The sequence below is a fragment of the Ekhidna sp. genome (assembly GCF_964218185.1).
Taxonomy (GTDB): domain Bacteria; phylum Bacteroidota; class Bacteroidia; order Cytophagales; family Cyclobacteriaceae; genus Ekhidna.
This window is the reverse complement of sequence record NZ_CAXPLV010000005.1, coordinates 364,439-379,186: the sequence shown is the minus strand read 5'-3', so window position 1 is coordinate 379,186 and position 14,748 is coordinate 364,439. Positions and strand designations below refer to the sequence as shown.

Here is a 14,748-nt window from a genome sequence, read left to right as displayed (position 1 = left end):
ATGCAGTTTTCAGAAATACCCGGCCTTCAGGAATTAAAAAAACAACTTGTTTCGGCACATAAACGAGGAAAAGTTGCGCATGCTCAGCTATTTGCCGGTCGGCCTGGAACAGCGGTACTCCCCATGGCACTGGCCTACGCCACCTACCTGATGTGTGAAAGTAAAATCGAAGACGATAGCTGTGGTAGCTGTCCCAATTGTGTCCGGATTAAGAAACTGGTTCATCCTGACATTCACCTTCATTTTCCGAAAGTATCCGCCGCGGAAAATAAGTACGAGAAAGTACTAGCTGATGCCATTCCACGATTCAGAGAGTTTGTAATGGAGTCTCCCTTTGGGGACCTTGAAGCCTGGACCCGAAAGTATGGTCAGGAGAATAAAAACATCTTAATCAGCAGGGAAGACAGCCGGCAGATGCTAAAAAATGTCAGCATGCGATCCGTGGAGGGGGGCTATAAAATTCTACTAATATGGATTCCTGAGTTGATGAATCCCAGTTCAGCCAATGCCATTCTTAAAATATTGGAAGAGCCACCTGAAAAGACCCTTTATTTGCTTGTTTCGTACAATTATGATAACCTGCTGGCCACCATTACCTCCCGAACACAGCTGGTAAACGTGCCGCCAAATACCGAAGCAGAAGTAAAAAATTATCTGATTGAACAGGGGGTAAATGAGCCGGAAGCTGAACAGGCCGCTAAATTATCTGAAGGAAAAATTGGACTAGGCCTACACCTGGCAAGCGCAGGTGAATCGCAGGAATACGAAGACTTTCAAAAGTGGATGCTGGAGTGTTGGAATAAAAACCTGACCGGATTGGTTCAGCGAAGTGAGGATTTTTCAAAATCAGGAAAAGCCGCACAAAAGAACACCCTCAACTACGCCATAGCTCTAATGCGAAATGCAGTGGTGCATGCTTCCGGGCAAACACCCCCTGTACAAAGCGATTCAGAAAAAATCTTCATCGGAAAATTCGCAGATAAGCTGGGGCTGGGTCGGCTGGAGAAGACATATGCCCTGACCAACGAAGCACTGATTCATTTGGAGCGAAATTCAAACCCTCGTATAACTCACTTAAATTTGTCGCTTGATATCATCAGGGTATTAAATGGCTAAAAAAGAAAAGCAGTTAATCGGACGACTGGACGTGATTGATCTTCCTGATCTTGGAGTAAAGGACATCCACGCCAAAATCGATACGGGGGCTTATCGTTCTTCTCTTCATTGCAAAAAAGTGCATGAAGAGCAAGGCGTGCTTTATTTCACGCTACATACCGATACCGGCTATCAGGAGTACGCCACCAAAGAATGGACTCAGAAAGTTGTGAAAAGTTCCAACGGAAAAGCTCAGAAACGATATGTAATCAAAACCAGGATGAAAATCTATGGCAAAAACTACATGGCATCTATTTCTTTGACTGATAGGAGCGAGATGAAAAATCCACTACTCATAGGGCGAAAAATGCTTTCTCATTTCATTGTAGATGTTACACAAAAGAATCTTTCATATTCAAAAAAGACAGGCGGCTGATGGAGAGACCAATCATTAAAATAGGTACGAGGAAAAGCAAGCTCGCTATGTGGCAGGCAAACTATGTAGCTGATTTGCTCGATGCAGGAGGTTTCCAACCGCAGCTGGTTCCGATTGAAACAAAGGGAGACAAAATACAGCACGTAGCTCTATCGAAAATCGGTAGCAAAGGGGTGTTTACCGAGGAGCTAGAGACGATGCTGCGAAGAGGTCAGATTGATATTGCCGTACACAGTGCAAAGGATCTTCAGTCCAAATTACCAGAAGGATTTAGCGTTCTTTCTTTTTGCGAAAGGGAATCGCCCGATGATGTCATCGTTTCTGACAAAGACATAGATCTGAATAATCCAAGTCTCATTTTGGGCACATCGAGTACGCGTAGAATTGCCATGCTTAAGCATTTTTATCCACACATCACTACCGTGGACGTCCGTGGAAATCTTCAAACAAGATTGGAAAAAATGAAGTCCGGAATCATGGATGGGTTAGTGCTTGCCTATGCAGGTGTTAGACGCATGGGGTATGACGATATGGTTCGGTACTGGTTCGATACGGATCGGTTTGTGCCTCCCGTAGGACAGGGATCGGTAGCTATTGAGATCCATGAAAATCTGGATAAAGACATTGCCCAGAAAATCAAAAAGGCGACAAACCACCCACTTACAGAAAAGATGCTTCTAACAGAACGGGCTTTCCTGAGACGCATGGATGGAGGCTGCAGCATTCCTGTTTTTGGTCATGCACAAATGGAAATGGATGGGCAAATTACCCTCAAAGGCGGTATCGCCAGCCTGGACGGCAAGCAGCTGATTCAGCGCACCATGCATGGATCTGACCCGGAACAATTAGGCACATCTCTGGCTGATGAAATCCTCCAAAGCGGTGGAAAGAAAGTCCTTGAAGACATAAAATCAGTTATTTCGAAATAAGTTTGAACAAATATTAAATGATGAAAAAGCTAATACTCTCACTTATAATCATAGGAACAATCTCAGCGTGTGGTGATAAAAACAAAGACTACCTGGTCAAGATCAAAACTGAATACGGTGACATGACTGTGGTTCTTTATGATGAAACACCTCTTCACAAAAAAAACTTTCTTGAGCTAGCCAAGTCCGGTAGATATGACAGCACCATTTTCCACAGAGTCATTCAAGACTTCATGATTCAGGCAGGAAATGTAGCCGAAAAAGAAGGCGTTCCTGAAAAAGAAGAGGATCGAGTGCCCGCAGAAATTGTTGATGGTCTGTACCATGTGAAAGGGGCTTTGGCTGCAGCACGCCAGCCCGACAATATGAATCCAAAGAAAATGTCTTCCTCTACTCAGTTTTACATCGTGGATGGTATGTCATGGGAAGCAATGGCGACCGATGTGCGCATGCTGAACCAAAAAATGGGTGAGCTTCTTCAGGATACGGCTTACAGTGATTTATTGAAACAATTTCAGGAACTGGCTCAGCAGAGAGACAGTAAAGGTATGAATGATCTGGCTCTTGCAAATAAAGGATTGGTAGAAGAAAAGTATGGAATCGACCTAAGTGTTGACGTTTCTGAATATCCTGAAGCGTATCAGGGTATAGGCGGATACACACCTTTGGATGGTGAGTATACAGTCTTTGGAAAAGTAGTAGATGGATTGGATGTAATTGACAAGATCGCTCAGGTGAAAACGAAGCGAAATCCTATGTCCGGTGAGCAAGCTACCCCGGTAGAAACCATATACCTAACCATGGAGGTGATAGAGATGAAGAAAAAGGAAGTAACTGAAAAGTACGGATATACTTATCCTGAGTAATGAAAACCGTTTTAATTACCGGAGCAAACGGACTTCTTGGTCAAAAACTGGTGCAGCTGTATGATCAGCAGGATGGCATCTCGGTAATTGCTACCGGCAAGGGAGAAAATAGAAATGCTTCGGGCAGATACACCTATACACAAATGGACGTCACTTCCAAAGAGGATGTGAGCCATGTTGTATCTAAATATCAGCCAGATGTGATCATCAACACTGCCGCCATGACACACGTGGACCAGTGTGAGCTTGATCCTGAAACCTGCTGGACGTTAAATGTCACCGCTGTAGAAAATCTAATTGGAGCATGCGAGGCATCAGGGAGCTTTCTGATTCAGCTATCAACTGATTTCATTTTTGATGGTGAGAGTGGCCCTTATGTTGAAGACGATCTGCCCAATCCGCTGAGTAAGTATGCCGAGAGCAAACTCGCTTCAGAAAGGCTTTTGGAAAGCAGTAATGTGAAACACGCCATCGTTCGTACCATGCTGGTTTATGGTATCGTACATGATATGAGCAGGTCGAATATCATTCTTTGGGTGAAGAAAAGTCTGGAAGAGAAAAAGCTGATCAAAGTGGTGAATGATCAATGGCGCACGCCAACGCTTGCTGAAGACTTAGCCAAAGGTTGCGCACTAATAGCTGAAAAAAGAGCAGAGGGAGTCTGGCATATTTCAGGCAAAGACCTTCTCACCCCTTACGATATGGCTATCGCAACTGCTGATTTTTTCAATCTTGACAAGTCGTTTATCGAAAAGGCGGATGGCTCCATTTTCACTCAACCCGCAAAAAGACCGGCAAAGACCGGCTTTATTTTAGACAAGGCAAAGAGGGAATTAGGTTATGAACCTGTTAGCTTTAAAGAAGGATTAGCCATATTAAAATCTCAACTAGCCCATGTTTGATGTTGTTATTCTGACTGACGAGCGGTACGTCAACCCAAAAAAACGGAATGAATATGTAAACAATGTGATGAAGGAAGACCAGCTGGTCATGGATGCTCTGGCTAAGCTTGACCTGAAAACTAAAAAGGTAGCATGGTCTGATACTTCCTTTGACTGGTCACAAACCAAAATGGCCCTCTTCCGAACCACTTGGGACTATGCCGAAAAGTTTGTAGAGTTTAGTGACTGGCTGATGGAGGTATCCATGAAGACGAAGCTGGTCAATGACTATGAAACTATCATCTGGAATCTGGACAAACACTACCTGGATGACCTAAAAAATAAAGATGTGAATGTGGTGGAGACTCACTTCATTGAGCCCGGAGACCCACGTTCGCTCCAGAATATTCATGATGAACTGGGCTGGAAAAACACCGTTCTCAAGCCTGCCATATCTGCTGCTGCGAAAGATACATTCAAACTAGCTCCCGATACCATAGCAGAGCATGAAGATCGATTTACCTATCTGATCAAGGACGAAACCATGATGCTCCAGCCTTTTCAGGATGACGTGCTAACCCGTGGAGAACTTTCGCTCATGCTCATCGGTGGCAAGTATACACATGCCGTGCTCAAAGTGGCCAAGCCTGGTGACTTCCGCGTGCAGGATGATTTTGGTGGAACGGTTGAGGATTACACACCTACACGGGCAGAAATAGATCTGGCCATCGCTGCGGTGAACGCCTGTGAGCACACTCCGCTCTATGCTCGCGTGGATATTGTGAACGACAATAATGGTAATCCTGCCGTTTCAGAACTGGAGCTGGTTGAGCCAGAGATGTGGTTTCGAAAAAACGAACAAGCTGCCGAGATGCTTGCGAAGGAGATTCGGAAGCTTTTGTAGCAATCATTATTCTCCCAATTTTTTTGTATCTTTTACTCATGCCTATTGATCAAACCTTGTACAAAGGCAAGAAGATCATCACGGTAAGCTATGAGGATTTTCAATCCAAAGAGCTGATGATCGAGTCTGCAAAGCGGCTGGCTGATTACATTCTCTCCCAGCCGGAAAAGCACATCCGCGTCTTCATGGATCTGACGGAAGCACTTGGAAGTCGTGAGTTTATGGCAGCCTCCAAAGCTGCCCGTATGCGCGTATATGCAGAAAAGACTACCACCAGTGCCGCCATAGGAGTAACGGGCATGAAAAAAGTGCTACTCAAAGGCTACAATGCCATAAGCAAAACAAAAGGAGTGGTTCCGTTTGATACCAAAGAGCAGGCAATGGAATACCTGATTAGCGAAGGAGATTAAATCAAGCTGAAAAAAATCGATTCTCCCGGCCTCACTTGTGCCAGCTTCCCCATATCCTCCTCCACTACTTTCCCAATCCGAGGGTATCCTCCGGTCGTTTGGCAATCATTCATGAGAACAATCGGCTGACCATTAGGTGGCAGCTGAATAGTTCCGGGAACGACAGCTGATGAGACAATTTCCTGACTGTCATTTTCCAGCTGGCTACCGGTCAATCGAATGCCCATTCGGTTGCTTGATGGATCTATTTGAAAAATCTTTGTATCAGGAAGTTCTCGCAATACATGCCATTCCGGACCTTTCATGATGCTGATTTTTACCGGATGTGTAACCTCCCTGTCGGAGAAGGATGTCGTATGAATTTCCATTTGATCCAGATCTGAACAAAGGAAATCTCCCGCTTTTAACTGCCTCCCATCAATCCCACCAAACCCGGCCATCACATATGTGGAAACACTTCCAAAATCTTCCTGGGCTTCAATTTTTCCTCCAATGCCCAGATATCCGTAAACACCTGCGGGAGCTGAGGTTTCTAAAACATCACCTTGATTCAGGACCAAGCCTGCATCTTTAATAGGGTCGCCGTTTACTTTCAAATCCGCTCCTACTACAGAAACAGAAGTTTTCTCAACAGCCTCCAGCTTCATCCCAAGTATGGCAAATTCCACCACGGGATAATGATCCGGATTACCCACCAGTTGATTTGCAAAACCCATGAGCTCCTTATCCATCGCTCCGGATTGGGGAATACCGTATCGTCGATAACCGAACCGACCAAGATCCTGAATGGTGGACATGGGTCCTGATTTTATGACTTTCAGCTTTCCCATGCCTCAAACTCTGCTTTGCTGATTCGATAAAACTGATATGACGTCCCCACATCGATAAGCATAGGCGGTTTGTTCTTTGGATCAAAAATCTTCTCAGGCGTCCGCCCGATAATGTTCCACCCTCCAGGACTAGCCAAAGAATAGATTCCCGTCTGGTTTCCCCCAATTCCTACCGAGCCTGCCGGAATTTGATTTCTTGGATTTTCTAATCGTACACAGGCTAGCTTTTCATCTAATCCGTCCGCATAAATAAAGCCGGGTGTAAACCCTATAAACAAGGAGCGATAGGTTCCCTTCAAATGCAATTCGATCACCTGATCCTCAGATAGATTTGCAGATGTTGACACTCTTTCAAGATCCATTCCCAGCTCATAGCATATAGGCAGCTTCACTATTCGCTTACTGCTCGCTATTTCTTCTTTGCTCTCATTTTTTCCGTCGAGGGATGCACATATGTATTCAATACTAAGCTTGCTGAAGATGGCGATTGAATGATAGGCTGGTACGATATCCTCCAAATGATCTGAAAGTATTTGCTCGATGAGATGGGTACTTCCGTGTATTCGTTCGATCGGCGTATGGACAGGGCATTCAAGCAAAACCACCTGCTCGTCAAGGAGCGACACCTTCCAAGTGAGGTTATTAAACTGCAGCGATTTGAATTCCCTTTGCGGCAAGGTGTTGATTGATTTCTTTGGCTAAAGATACAGCCCCGGCCGTATCTCCATGCAGGCATATGGATTGTACTTTGAGCCCAAGCCATTTTTCGGCTTTCACCCGCTGATTCATTGCCAACTCCTCTACCTGCTCGATCACCTGATTGGCTGTTAAAACTGCGCCTTCCATAGATCGGGATCGAAGTGATCCATCCAGTTCGTATTGACGGTCTGCAAACCCCTCGGCTATGAAAGGATGGCCGTTTTTCAAAGCTATTTTTTCAGAAACCGAATGAGCAAGTCCCATCCAGTAAATATCAGGAGCAATTTCTCTGAGTACTTCATAAATGAGTTGTGATATAAACTCATCAGCAGCTGCATGGTTGTATAAAGCACCATGAGGCTTCACATGATGCATCTTCACATCCTCCTCCTCACAAATTCGCTGAACCAGCATGATTTGATTGGTAATGCTTTCTGCCAAGTCCTTTGGTTGCATTTCCATAATCTTTCGCCCAAAGTTTTCCGGATCAGGATAGGATGGGTGAGCGCCAATGGCAACTCCATGTTGTTTAGCCAATCGCACAGTGTTTCTCACCGAAACTTCATCACCGATGTGACCTCCACATGCAATGTTGCAGGACGATATGAAGGGCATGATTTGCTCATCCAGGTTGGAGTTTGGGTGCTCTCCCAGATCGGCGTTGAGATCGATGGTTCTTTGTGGGGGTGTCATTTCGAGCGTAGCGAGAATCTTTACTTTCTAAGTAAATATCTCTCCTTTCAATCGAGATGACAAGAAATTGAATGTCATCCTAAAAACCCAAAAACACTATTCAGGCTTCTGAAGCTCACCACCAGGCTGATGAGAATGACTAGAACAGCCAATGCATTTTGCCATGGTTTATTTACGTACTTCTTTAGGAAAGACTTTTTGTTGCACAAATAAATAAGAAAGAAAACGATCACCGGCAGGAGGATCCCGTTGGCGATCTGCGCTACCTGAATGACCTGAATCGGCTTGTAGCCTGCCATCGAAAAGATGGTTCCGATCACAAGTATAAACGCCCAGACACTTCGAAACTTCCAATCACTGGCCTCTACTTTCCACCCGAAAATTCCGCGTGCGGTGTAAGCTGCTGCCAGTGGTGCGGTAATGCATGAAGAAATGCCTGCTGCGAACAATCCTACTCCCAGAAAATAGGCTGACCAGCTGCCAAGAAGTGGCTCCAGCTGCACTGCCATATCACTAATACCTGAAACTCCCTTGCCAAAAATGGTAGTAGCGCTGGTAATGACAATCGCTATGGAAATGATCCCTCCAAGCCCGATAGCGACGGCATTTTCCTTTTTCAGATCACCTAAATCCTCTGCCTTTTTCCATTTCTGACTCACCGATGAGGCGTGAAGAAAAAGGTTGTACGGGACTATAGTCGTGCCAATTAGTCCTAAAATAGCCAGCTGGTTTTCCGAGGTAAATGACGGCATAAACAGTCCGGAAAATGTTGCACCCAAATCCGGCTTTACTACAATGGCTGTGATAATGAATACAAAACTCATGATTACGACCAACCCAATAAGAATCTGCTCAATCAATTTGAAACGACCGATAAATAGAATGACAAAGGAAAGAGCACCTATGACAAGAGCCCATGGAAACTGGCTTCCAAAAACACCCGATATACCAAGAACCGCCCCTGAAATATTTCCGGCTTCATAGGCTGCATTGCCTATTATTATGGCGGTAAATACCAACACAATCGCTATCGTCCTTCCCAGCGGATTTTCAATCTGTGACCGGATCGCTTCGCCAAGTCCACGCTGTGTGATCAGACCAAGGCGAGCTGTCATCTCCTGCAAGATGATTGTGGCCATTGTCGCAAAGAGCAACACCCATAGAAGCGTATACCCAAAATTGGCACCCGAAATGGTACATACTGTGAGCGTGCCGGGACCAATAAAAGCGGCTGTTACCAGTGTGCTGGGGCCAAAATATTTTTTTAGAAACTTCATCTTTCAATCTGAAAACTAAAGGAAACAGCCTGATCTTTTCGGTTTCCAACCGGATAGCTTCTCTCAAGAAATTTCACATTTCCATCGTAATCAATTGTGATGGCTGTAGAGCAACACGTCCCATAATCCGGTGTTTTAATGCACATGGCCGATAGCGCTTTCTCACGTTCATAATCCAGTCCGGTTTCCGGCAGCTGATCATCGTCAGCCGTTTCACCATCCTGCATCATTTCTATTAATTGGTCCAGCTCGAAGGACTGCTGGATCAGTATGCTGAAAGCTCGTTTTGCTCTCTCCACCTTCGGCCAGGGGGTGTCCAGTACTGCGTTGCTGAGTCCGTAGATACCTGGATCTAAAAGATGCACCTCATCGTCATAGTTGCTCACGTGCGTCAGTTCCTGATCCATACAAATGAGGTTAAATCCATTATACTTACTGCCCTCTTTATGTACCTCACGTGAGTAGATAGTTGGCCGATCCGTGCCAAGCAAAAAATTGACCGGTAGATCCCCTCGGGATCTGGCTTCCGCTTTTATGTTTTTAATGTCGCGATAGTTGGTCACGGCGGCAAAGCGTCCATTCTTATGGATAGTCATCCAGGTTCCCAAGGCTTCCAAATCACGTCCACCCAATATTTCCGGATAATCCTCCCACCAATGGGCAACTGCCGTAGGACGAGCATAAAATTCATCCCGGTTTGCTGCAAGGATAAACTTGTACTTGGGATGCGATTTATATGCGAACGTGATTAAACACATGATGACTCCTTTTGGGTTGAATAGTCTAATTTAGAATTTTCAACACCATTAACCTGACCGATGAAGAAAGTTCTTCGATATCTCAAGGATTATCAGCGAGATCATTTTGATTGGAAGCTATACACTTCAATTCTGATCTTCACAGCAATCTGTATTGTGCTAAACTATCGATTTGACTTTGAGGATGGCGTAATAGACTCATACAATGGGCAGCCGATCAAGTGGTTATGGATGTTTCTCTTTCATGGCGTTCCGTTCTTCGTTGTTTGTCTCATCCTGTATTTCTTCGGGAAGAAAAAGGAGTGGCTGACAAGCAAAAGCTACTGGGTTAAGTTCGTCATCGGGTTTGGATTACTTGCGCTTGATCGGTCTTTCTACGGATTTGATGAATGGATTAAGGTGCTACCGGTAATGGAGTATCACTTCGTAATCCGGTGTGTTCACTGGGCTTCAAGCCTGATTTTGGTAGTCATCCCCATGCTGATCCTATATCCAATGCTGGAACGAGATGAGCACAGAAATTTCTATGGACTGAGCTGGAAAAAATTTGATGCTCAGCCATACCTTATCCTTCTGGGTATTGCTGCTGTTTTCATCTGGATCGGGTCGTTCCTGGGAGACATTCAGGAGTTCTATCCAAGATACCGAGGCTCTGGCGCCAACCTGTACCTGCGTGTAAATCCGGAAGTGAATGAGGGCTGGCTGGTGACCATCTATGAACTATGCTATGGAAGTAGCTTTATTTCAGTAGAGCTGATTTTCAGAGGATTTCTCATTTTCGCATTTACCAGAACATTGGGTGGTTATGCAGTGCTGCCTATGGTCGTGACCTACGCTTTTCTACACTTCGGGAAGCCCCTCGGGGAAACCATTAGCTCGGTGTTTGGGGGATATGTGCTTGGAATCATTTCCTACAACAGCCGCAATATCTGGGGTGGAATTTTCATCCACCTTGGGGTGGCATGGCTGATGGAATTATTTGGGTGGATGCAATCATCTTAGTGTGTACCTATCTATGATCTTAAGTTCTCTTTCATTTAAACTTATTATTCCTTCATTTACTGATTGCTTTATAGCAGCTAGATATTTCTTATTCATATCAAAATCTTTCAGCCAATATGATGCTTTCAGCATTTCCAGGTATGCTCCAACTTCTGTTGGAAAGAACTTTTGGGCTAACTCCAAATAGGGCAAGCCTTCTTGTATATTCCCAGTCCAGGTTAGGTTTCTGCCTAAATAAAAGAGCATTTTTTTGTGATTGATTTAATCTTTTGCGTTCCTGAAATTCCTGTTTGATCAGTTGATAATTCCAATGAGACATAGCTTGAAGATTTCCATCACTTAAGGCAGGATACCAGATGTGAATTAAAAGAGGTCTGAATCGGGTTTCAGGAGATTTTCTTAAAAAATTACTTGGGGATTGCTCTTGCCTCAATGAGTCGATGACCTCTATGGCTGAATAACCTACTGAATAACCCTGAGCAGCAAGTTGCTGCAATGTGGTATAGAGTATGATTGCTATAACTAGACGAATCATGCCTTCGCATTTAATCATAGATATCATCGTTAATCTGGACAGGGGATTTTAAATATCCGTTATGCAATGATTTGTCCAGTTCGTCATCGCCTGTCAAAGAAACTTCCTCTCCACCCAGAAAGAATAGTGTTTGGTACTCTTCTCCCCTCACAGCAGAAAAGCTAACCAGCAATTTTGATTGGTCTGCAAAGTGTTGATTCGAAATCAACATCTCAAACTCCCGATAGGAGCCCATCGTCCAGGTACTTGCCATCCATCCAAAACGATCATAAAAAGATTCAATCGAATTCGCACCTTCCGGGTGTTTTTCATCCCAACTATTTGGATCTCTGTAGATCCACTCGAACTCATCACTTTGAGTTGTGAAATTTTGCTTTTCTCTTTGATAACTTACCTCTCCCAGCGCTGCTGAGGCATGAAATACTTTAAAGGAATCCGCATTGATTAAATAGGCATTGAGAATTGTAGAATTGTTTGACCGAATGCCGATGTAGGTAAACTCCTTCGATCGTTTTATCACATGAAAGGTGGATCTGGAGATCTGCTTGAATGCAGCAGTGTCTCTAATCTCTAAGCCGGAAATACTCCCGTCTATTTGATATTTCAAATCGAGCTCTTCTAAGCTTGTCCACGGGGATCTCAAAGTGGATGGGTCAATAACCTTGAAAAAACCATTCTTTCCTGAAATAAAAATGCTGTTCTCCACAAGAATTGCATCATGAATATGTGGCCAATCCACTTCGTGCTGTACCCAGTTAAGACCTCCGTCATGTGTTAGAAAAAGTAGGGCCTTCTCTTTATCGTCAAGTGTTCCTCCAAAGACTAATCCCCTTTGATTGTCAAGAAATAAGATTTTTCTAAGCATCCACTTGTCCTTTCCATTGTATCCAGGCAGTCTTGATGCATCCCATGATTGCCCTCCATCCGAAGATTTCTGAACCACAAATTCCCCTTCAACTTTTTTTGTGCGCCACTTAAGCTGATCGCCCAAGGAAAACACTCCGCCTTGATAGACTTGTTCTTGTTCTTCAGTGGGTATGAATTCGTGTTTTTTTAATTCCTTGATTGTTGTTTCGTCCCAGGAGATACCACCATCCTGAGTAGTGAATGCAAGTGGCTGAAAAGAACTTCCACCAACCTTGGGTCTCATTTTAAATCCGGAGACAAAACCATTTTTTGAATCTTTAAAAGACATATCGTAGTAAGCAATGAACTGACCTTCAGGTTGTTGAGATTTTGTAGAATCATTTCTGTAGCGCTCGGTAATCCGACCATCAATTGGGGGACTTATTTCCTTCCAGCTTTTTCCTCCATCATTTGTCTTGTATACATACCCGTAATCACCACATACAAAGCCTACCAAATCATCTATAAACTGAATTTTTTCGAAATATTCTGCTTTGAGAATCGCCGCACTTTCCCAACTTTTACCTGTATCAGTGCTCCTAAGTATAATTCCAGTGCCATAGTCTACACCCCATAAAACCTGATTTTTATAGGCTAGTTTATGGATGGTAAGGCTGTCTGAAAGTGGTTTTGCTGGTTCGGTAGTTTGACCTGAGCCATTGAAAAATGTCAGGTGGATAATGATGTATACTGCTAGTTTCATGCTAAAAATCAATTTGATGCCAATGTTTTGTGTCCTTTCTGCTGGAGGAGGCAGGGAAAACAACCGTTTCAAAACCCTCCGGCCCAATCATATTTCTAATCTCAATTCTGAGCTTTGATTCTTCAAGCCTGAATTGTCGCTTACTAAACTGAAGTTCAAAACCATCATAAGGAATATAGGAGGCTGAATAGGGATTTGCTTCAGGATCATTTTGTCTGATTTCAGTCATCTTACGACGATCAAACTTTACAGCGTTTGCGGTCCAGCCTTCATTGTAGCCCCATTGGGTCGCAGGCTCATAATCCGTCCAGGTTGTATCTATCAGTACTCTGTCTCCTAGTTGGGAGGAGGCATGTATGTTTTTAATAACTCCATTTTCCTCAATAAATAAGTCTACATAGAATGGTTTTGGGAGCTGACTATTTATAGCTAGGTAGTAATAAAAATTATCAGATTTATAGTAAATGCTATTTTGTGGATCAATCATGATTTGTTTAGAACCAATCCATTCATTCTCTTCAATCTTCCCATCTGCCATTATTGAATTTCCTTTTTCAAATGAGCATTTAATTAAACAAAGGCTGATTATTAAAATCAATAAGCTGGAAGATTTCATATTCAATGGTAGAAAGTAGATGCTATTCGTGTACGCCAATTCATTAGACTTAGTTTTTTCATTTAATTGGAATGATTGAAGTAATCAGATTGGAAAATCATAATAAAAACAGATTTCTTGCAGCTGCTTGCCACAAATCAGTGGATGAGAACGAATAATAAGCCCAATGCATAAGTACATAAGCCCCCAAACCGAAATAATAAGGTGTACTTTTTAGCTTATTGATTTGGTCATAGATAATGAACCCACCTAAGGTTAAATTCATAAACCACAAATCCATATCTATCGCACCAAGCCCTACCGCCTCAAAGTTTATTCTGCCAATGGTTGGTCCGAGGAGTGATACGGATGAGACGATTATATATCTCATGTGAATTGCTGATTTGTGTCTGTTTAAAATGGCCAGGAGATAAAACACACCAAAGAGGAGCATTTGAGAAAAGGGAAAGAAGATCATTGCAAGGTTTGCCTCTGGTGCAAGTTGTGATTCCATTCTGAAAAAAGAATGACGGATCACCAACCAAATCGAAAGGAGGATAATAGGAACCAGAAAGTATGATGCCCGGCCAATCAACTTATGACTGCTGTATTGTTTTTTGCTAATCAATATGGGCTGAACAATGAGCATTAGGCACCATATTGTCATCACAGCTAAATGAAAATGTACTGTCCAGTTCTGTAGTTCCCCACTAAAAAGTGCTGAAAAATACCTCCTGAAACCTATTGGTACGAGAAGAAGAATCAGCACGAAAAAGACAACAATATATCTATACTTTTTACTCACCAGATTTTCTTTGGTTTATCCATTCATCCAATGATGGTTTGCCACTACCAGCAAAGAGAAAAAAGCAAGACATGGCCAGCATTTGAAGTGCAGGGTAAGCATCCTGATATGAGTCATTAAGGTGAACCATGAAGTATGCAACCAAAAAGGTTATAATTAGAGGGACAGCAAACATTCTAACCCTAAATCCGATAATCAACGCCATGCCACCCAAGAATTCTGTAAACAGGTAAGCCCAGGCAGCAAGTGTAGGCAGAGGCACGCCATGGGCAGCCAGCCAGGAGGCATCTCCAGATACATCGAGTGATGTGACAGACCCCCACGAATAGTACAATAAATGTATTCCAAAGGCTATTCTAGGGAAGAGAAATCCATAATCAGCCATTGAAGCCAGCTTCTGATCTATTGATAAAATTTTCATACG

General features: G+C 43.5%; 18 protein-coding genes. 8 read left to right on the top strand and 10 right to left on the bottom strand.

Annotated elements, in window-relative coordinates; genetic code table 11:
* The 7 genes from ACEQZT_RS07140 to ACEQZT_RS07110 are packed head-to-tail and all read left to right on the top strand — an operon-like array spanning nt 1 to nt 5,521.
* Complete coding sequence (locus tag ACEQZT_RS07140) at nt 1–1,116, top strand: ATP-binding protein (protein WP_370088664.1); 1,116 nt, start codon at nt 1–3, stop codon at nt 1,114–1,116.
* Nucleotides 1,109–1,531, top strand: coding sequence for an ATP-dependent zinc protease (locus ACEQZT_RS07135; protein WP_370088662.1), 423 nt, complete (start codon nt 1,109–1,111; stop codon nt 1,529–1,531). Before ACEQZT_RS07140 ends, ACEQZT_RS07135 begins: the two co-directional genes overlap by 8 nt.
* Nucleotides 1,531–2,460, top strand: a complete 930-nt coding sequence (hemC, locus tag ACEQZT_RS07130; RefSeq protein WP_370088660.1) for a hydroxymethylbilane synthase — start codon at nt 1,531–1,533, stop codon at nt 2,458–2,460. Before ACEQZT_RS07135 ends, hemC begins: the two co-directional genes overlap by 1 nt.
* Before the next feature lie 17 nt (nt 2,461–2,477).
* Nucleotides 2,478–3,326, top strand: a complete 849-nt coding sequence (locus ACEQZT_RS07125) for a peptidylprolyl isomerase (RefSeq protein ID WP_372530141.1) — start codon at nt 2,478–2,480, stop codon at nt 3,324–3,326.
* The gene (locus ACEQZT_RS07120) at nt 3,326–4,228 is read left to right on the top strand and encodes an NAD(P)-dependent oxidoreductase (RefSeq protein ID WP_370088656.1); all 903 of its coding nucleotides are present in this window, start codon (nt 3,326–3,328) and stop codon (nt 4,226–4,228) included. The genes ACEQZT_RS07125 and ACEQZT_RS07120 overlap by 1 nt, the downstream gene beginning before the upstream one ends.
* Entirely contained in the window at nt 4,221–5,111 is an 891-nt protein-coding gene (locus ACEQZT_RS07115) for a RimK family alpha-L-glutamate ligase (RefSeq protein WP_370088654.1), read from the top strand. Before ACEQZT_RS07120 ends, ACEQZT_RS07115 begins: the two co-directional genes overlap by 8 nt.
* Nucleotides 5,112–5,149: 38 nt before the next feature.
* Complete coding sequence (locus ACEQZT_RS07110) at nt 5,150–5,521, top strand: hypothetical protein (RefSeq protein WP_370088652.1); 372 nt, start codon at nt 5,150–5,152, stop codon at nt 5,519–5,521.
* On the opposite strand, the gene ACEQZT_RS07105 is transcribed toward ACEQZT_RS07110, so the two are convergent.
* The 5 genes from ACEQZT_RS07105 to ACEQZT_RS07085 all read right to left on the bottom strand — a co-directional run bounded on the left by ACEQZT_RS07105 (nt 5,518) and on the right by ACEQZT_RS07085 (nt 9,778).
* Nucleotides 5,518–6,351, bottom strand: a complete 834-nt coding sequence (locus tag ACEQZT_RS07105) for a biotin-dependent carboxyltransferase family protein (RefSeq protein WP_370088651.1) — start codon at nt 6,349–6,351, stop codon at nt 5,518–5,520. The two genes, ACEQZT_RS07110 and ACEQZT_RS07105, sit on opposite strands and share 4 nt — an antisense overlap.
* Nucleotides 6,339–6,977: a 5-oxoprolinase subunit PxpB gene (gene pxpB, locus ACEQZT_RS07100; protein ID WP_370088649.1), complete on the bottom strand. Its 639-nt coding sequence runs from the start codon at nt 6,975–6,977 to the stop codon at nt 6,339–6,341. Before pxpB ends, ACEQZT_RS07105 begins: the two co-directional genes overlap by 13 nt.
* Nucleotides 6,978–6,993: 16 nt before the next feature.
* Nucleotides 6,994–7,743, bottom strand: a complete 750-nt coding sequence (gene pxpA, locus ACEQZT_RS07095) for a 5-oxoprolinase subunit PxpA (protein WP_370088647.1) — start codon at nt 7,741–7,743, stop codon at nt 6,994–6,996.
* Between the two features lie 74 nt (nt 7,744–7,817).
* Nucleotides 7,818–9,020: an Nramp family divalent metal transporter gene (locus tag ACEQZT_RS07090; RefSeq protein ID WP_370088645.1), complete on the bottom strand. Its 1,203-nt coding sequence runs from the start codon at nt 9,018–9,020 to the stop codon at nt 7,818–7,820.
* Nucleotides 9,017–9,778, bottom strand: coding sequence for an NRDE family protein (locus tag ACEQZT_RS07085; RefSeq protein ID WP_370088643.1), 762 nt, complete (start codon nt 9,776–9,778; stop codon nt 9,017–9,019). The genes ACEQZT_RS07090 and ACEQZT_RS07085 overlap by 4 nt, the downstream gene beginning before the upstream one ends.
* Nucleotides 9,779–9,838: 60 nt before the next feature.
* Here ACEQZT_RS07085 and ACEQZT_RS07080 point away from each other — a divergent pair, with 60 nt between their 5' ends.
* The gene (locus ACEQZT_RS07080; RefSeq protein WP_370088641.1) at nt 9,839–10,780 is read left to right on the top strand and encodes a CPBP family intramembrane glutamic endopeptidase; all 942 of its coding nucleotides are present in this window, start codon (nt 9,839–9,841) and stop codon (nt 10,778–10,780) included.
* Nucleotides 10,781–10,877: 97 nt separating this feature from the next.
* Here ACEQZT_RS07080 and ACEQZT_RS07075 read toward each other — a convergent pair whose 3' ends face one another.
* From ACEQZT_RS07075 to ACEQZT_RS07055, 5 genes are all read right to left on the bottom strand, one after another.
* Complete coding sequence (locus ACEQZT_RS07075) at nt 10,878–11,315, bottom strand: hypothetical protein (RefSeq protein WP_370088639.1); 438 nt, start codon at nt 11,313–11,315, stop codon at nt 10,878–10,880.
* Between the two features lie 10 nt (nt 11,316–11,325).
* Nucleotides 11,326–12,924, bottom strand: a complete 1,599-nt coding sequence (locus tag ACEQZT_RS07070; protein WP_370088637.1) for a WD40/YVTN/BNR-like repeat-containing protein — start codon at nt 12,922–12,924, stop codon at nt 11,326–11,328.
* Between the two features lies 1 nt (nt 12,925).
* Nucleotides 12,926–13,462 (bottom strand): hypothetical protein, encoded by a 537-nt coding sequence (locus tag ACEQZT_RS07065; protein ID WP_370088635.1) that lies wholly within the window; start codon nt 13,460–13,462, stop codon nt 12,926–12,928.
* A gap of 175 nt (nt 13,463–13,637) precedes the next feature.
* Nucleotides 13,638–14,033, bottom strand: coding sequence for a hypothetical protein (locus ACEQZT_RS07060; protein WP_370088634.1), 396 nt, complete (start codon nt 14,031–14,033; stop codon nt 13,638–13,640).
* A 283-nt stretch (nt 14,034–14,316) separates the two neighbouring features.
* Nucleotides 14,317–14,745: a DoxX family protein gene (locus tag ACEQZT_RS07055; protein WP_370088632.1), complete on the bottom strand. Its 429-nt coding sequence runs from the start codon at nt 14,743–14,745 to the stop codon at nt 14,317–14,319.
* Nucleotides 14,746–14,748 lie beyond the last annotated feature (3 nt).

Coding starts and splice junctions, on each gene's coding strand:
- ACEQZT_RS07140 (WP_370088664.1), top strand. CDS start 1: ATGCAGTTTTCAGAAATACCCGGCCTTCAGGAATTAAAAAAACAACTT.
- ACEQZT_RS07085 (WP_370088643.1), bottom strand. CDS start 9,778: ATGTGTTTAATCACGTTCGCATATAAATCGCATCCCAAGTACAAGTTT.
- ACEQZT_RS07070 (WP_370088637.1), bottom strand. CDS start 12,924: ATGAAACTAGCAGTATACATCATTATCCACCTGACATTTTTCAATGGC.
- ACEQZT_RS07090 (WP_370088645.1), bottom strand. CDS start 9,020: ATGAAGTTTCTAAAAAAATATTTTGGCCCCAGCACACTGGTAACAGCC.
- ACEQZT_RS07120 (WP_370088656.1), top strand. CDS start 3,326: ATGAAAACCGTTTTAATTACCGGAGCAAACGGACTTCTTGGTCAAAAA.
- ACEQZT_RS07060 (WP_370088634.1), bottom strand. CDS start 14,033: ATGGAATCACAACTTGCACCAGAGGCAAACCTTGCAATGATCTTCTTT.
- ACEQZT_RS07075 (WP_370088639.1), bottom strand. CDS start 11,315: ATGATTCGTCTAGTTATAGCAATCATACTCTATACCACATTGCAGCAA.
- ACEQZT_RS07080 (WP_370088641.1), top strand. CDS start 9,839: ATGAAGAAAGTTCTTCGATATCTCAAGGATTATCAGCGAGATCATTTT.
- pxpA (WP_370088647.1), bottom strand. CDS start 7,743: ATGACACCCCCACAAAGAACCATCGATCTCAACGCCGATCTGGGAGAG.
- ACEQZT_RS07105 (WP_370088651.1), bottom strand. CDS start 6,351: ATGGGAAAGCTGAAAGTCATAAAATCAGGACCCATGTCCACCATTCAG.
- hemC (WP_370088660.1), top strand. CDS start 1,531: ATGGAGAGACCAATCATTAAAATAGGTACGAGGAAAAGCAAGCTCGCT.
- ACEQZT_RS07065 (WP_370088635.1), bottom strand. CDS start 13,462: ATGGCAGATGGGAAGATTGAAGAGAATGAATGGATTGGTTCTAAACAA.
- ACEQZT_RS07135 (WP_370088662.1), top strand. CDS start 1,109: ATGGCTAAAAAAGAAAAGCAGTTAATCGGACGACTGGACGTGATTGAT.
- ACEQZT_RS07115 (WP_370088654.1), top strand. CDS start 4,221: ATGTTTGATGTTGTTATTCTGACTGACGAGCGGTACGTCAACCCAAAA.
- ACEQZT_RS07125 (WP_372530141.1), top strand. CDS start 2,478: ATGATGAAAAAGCTAATACTCTCACTTATAATCATAGGAACAATCTCA.
- ACEQZT_RS07055 (WP_370088632.1), bottom strand. CDS start 14,745: ATGAAAATTTTATCAATAGATCAGAAGCTGGCTTCAATGGCTGATTAT.
- ACEQZT_RS07110 (WP_370088652.1), top strand. CDS start 5,150: ATGCCTATTGATCAAACCTTGTACAAAGGCAAGAAGATCATCACGGTA.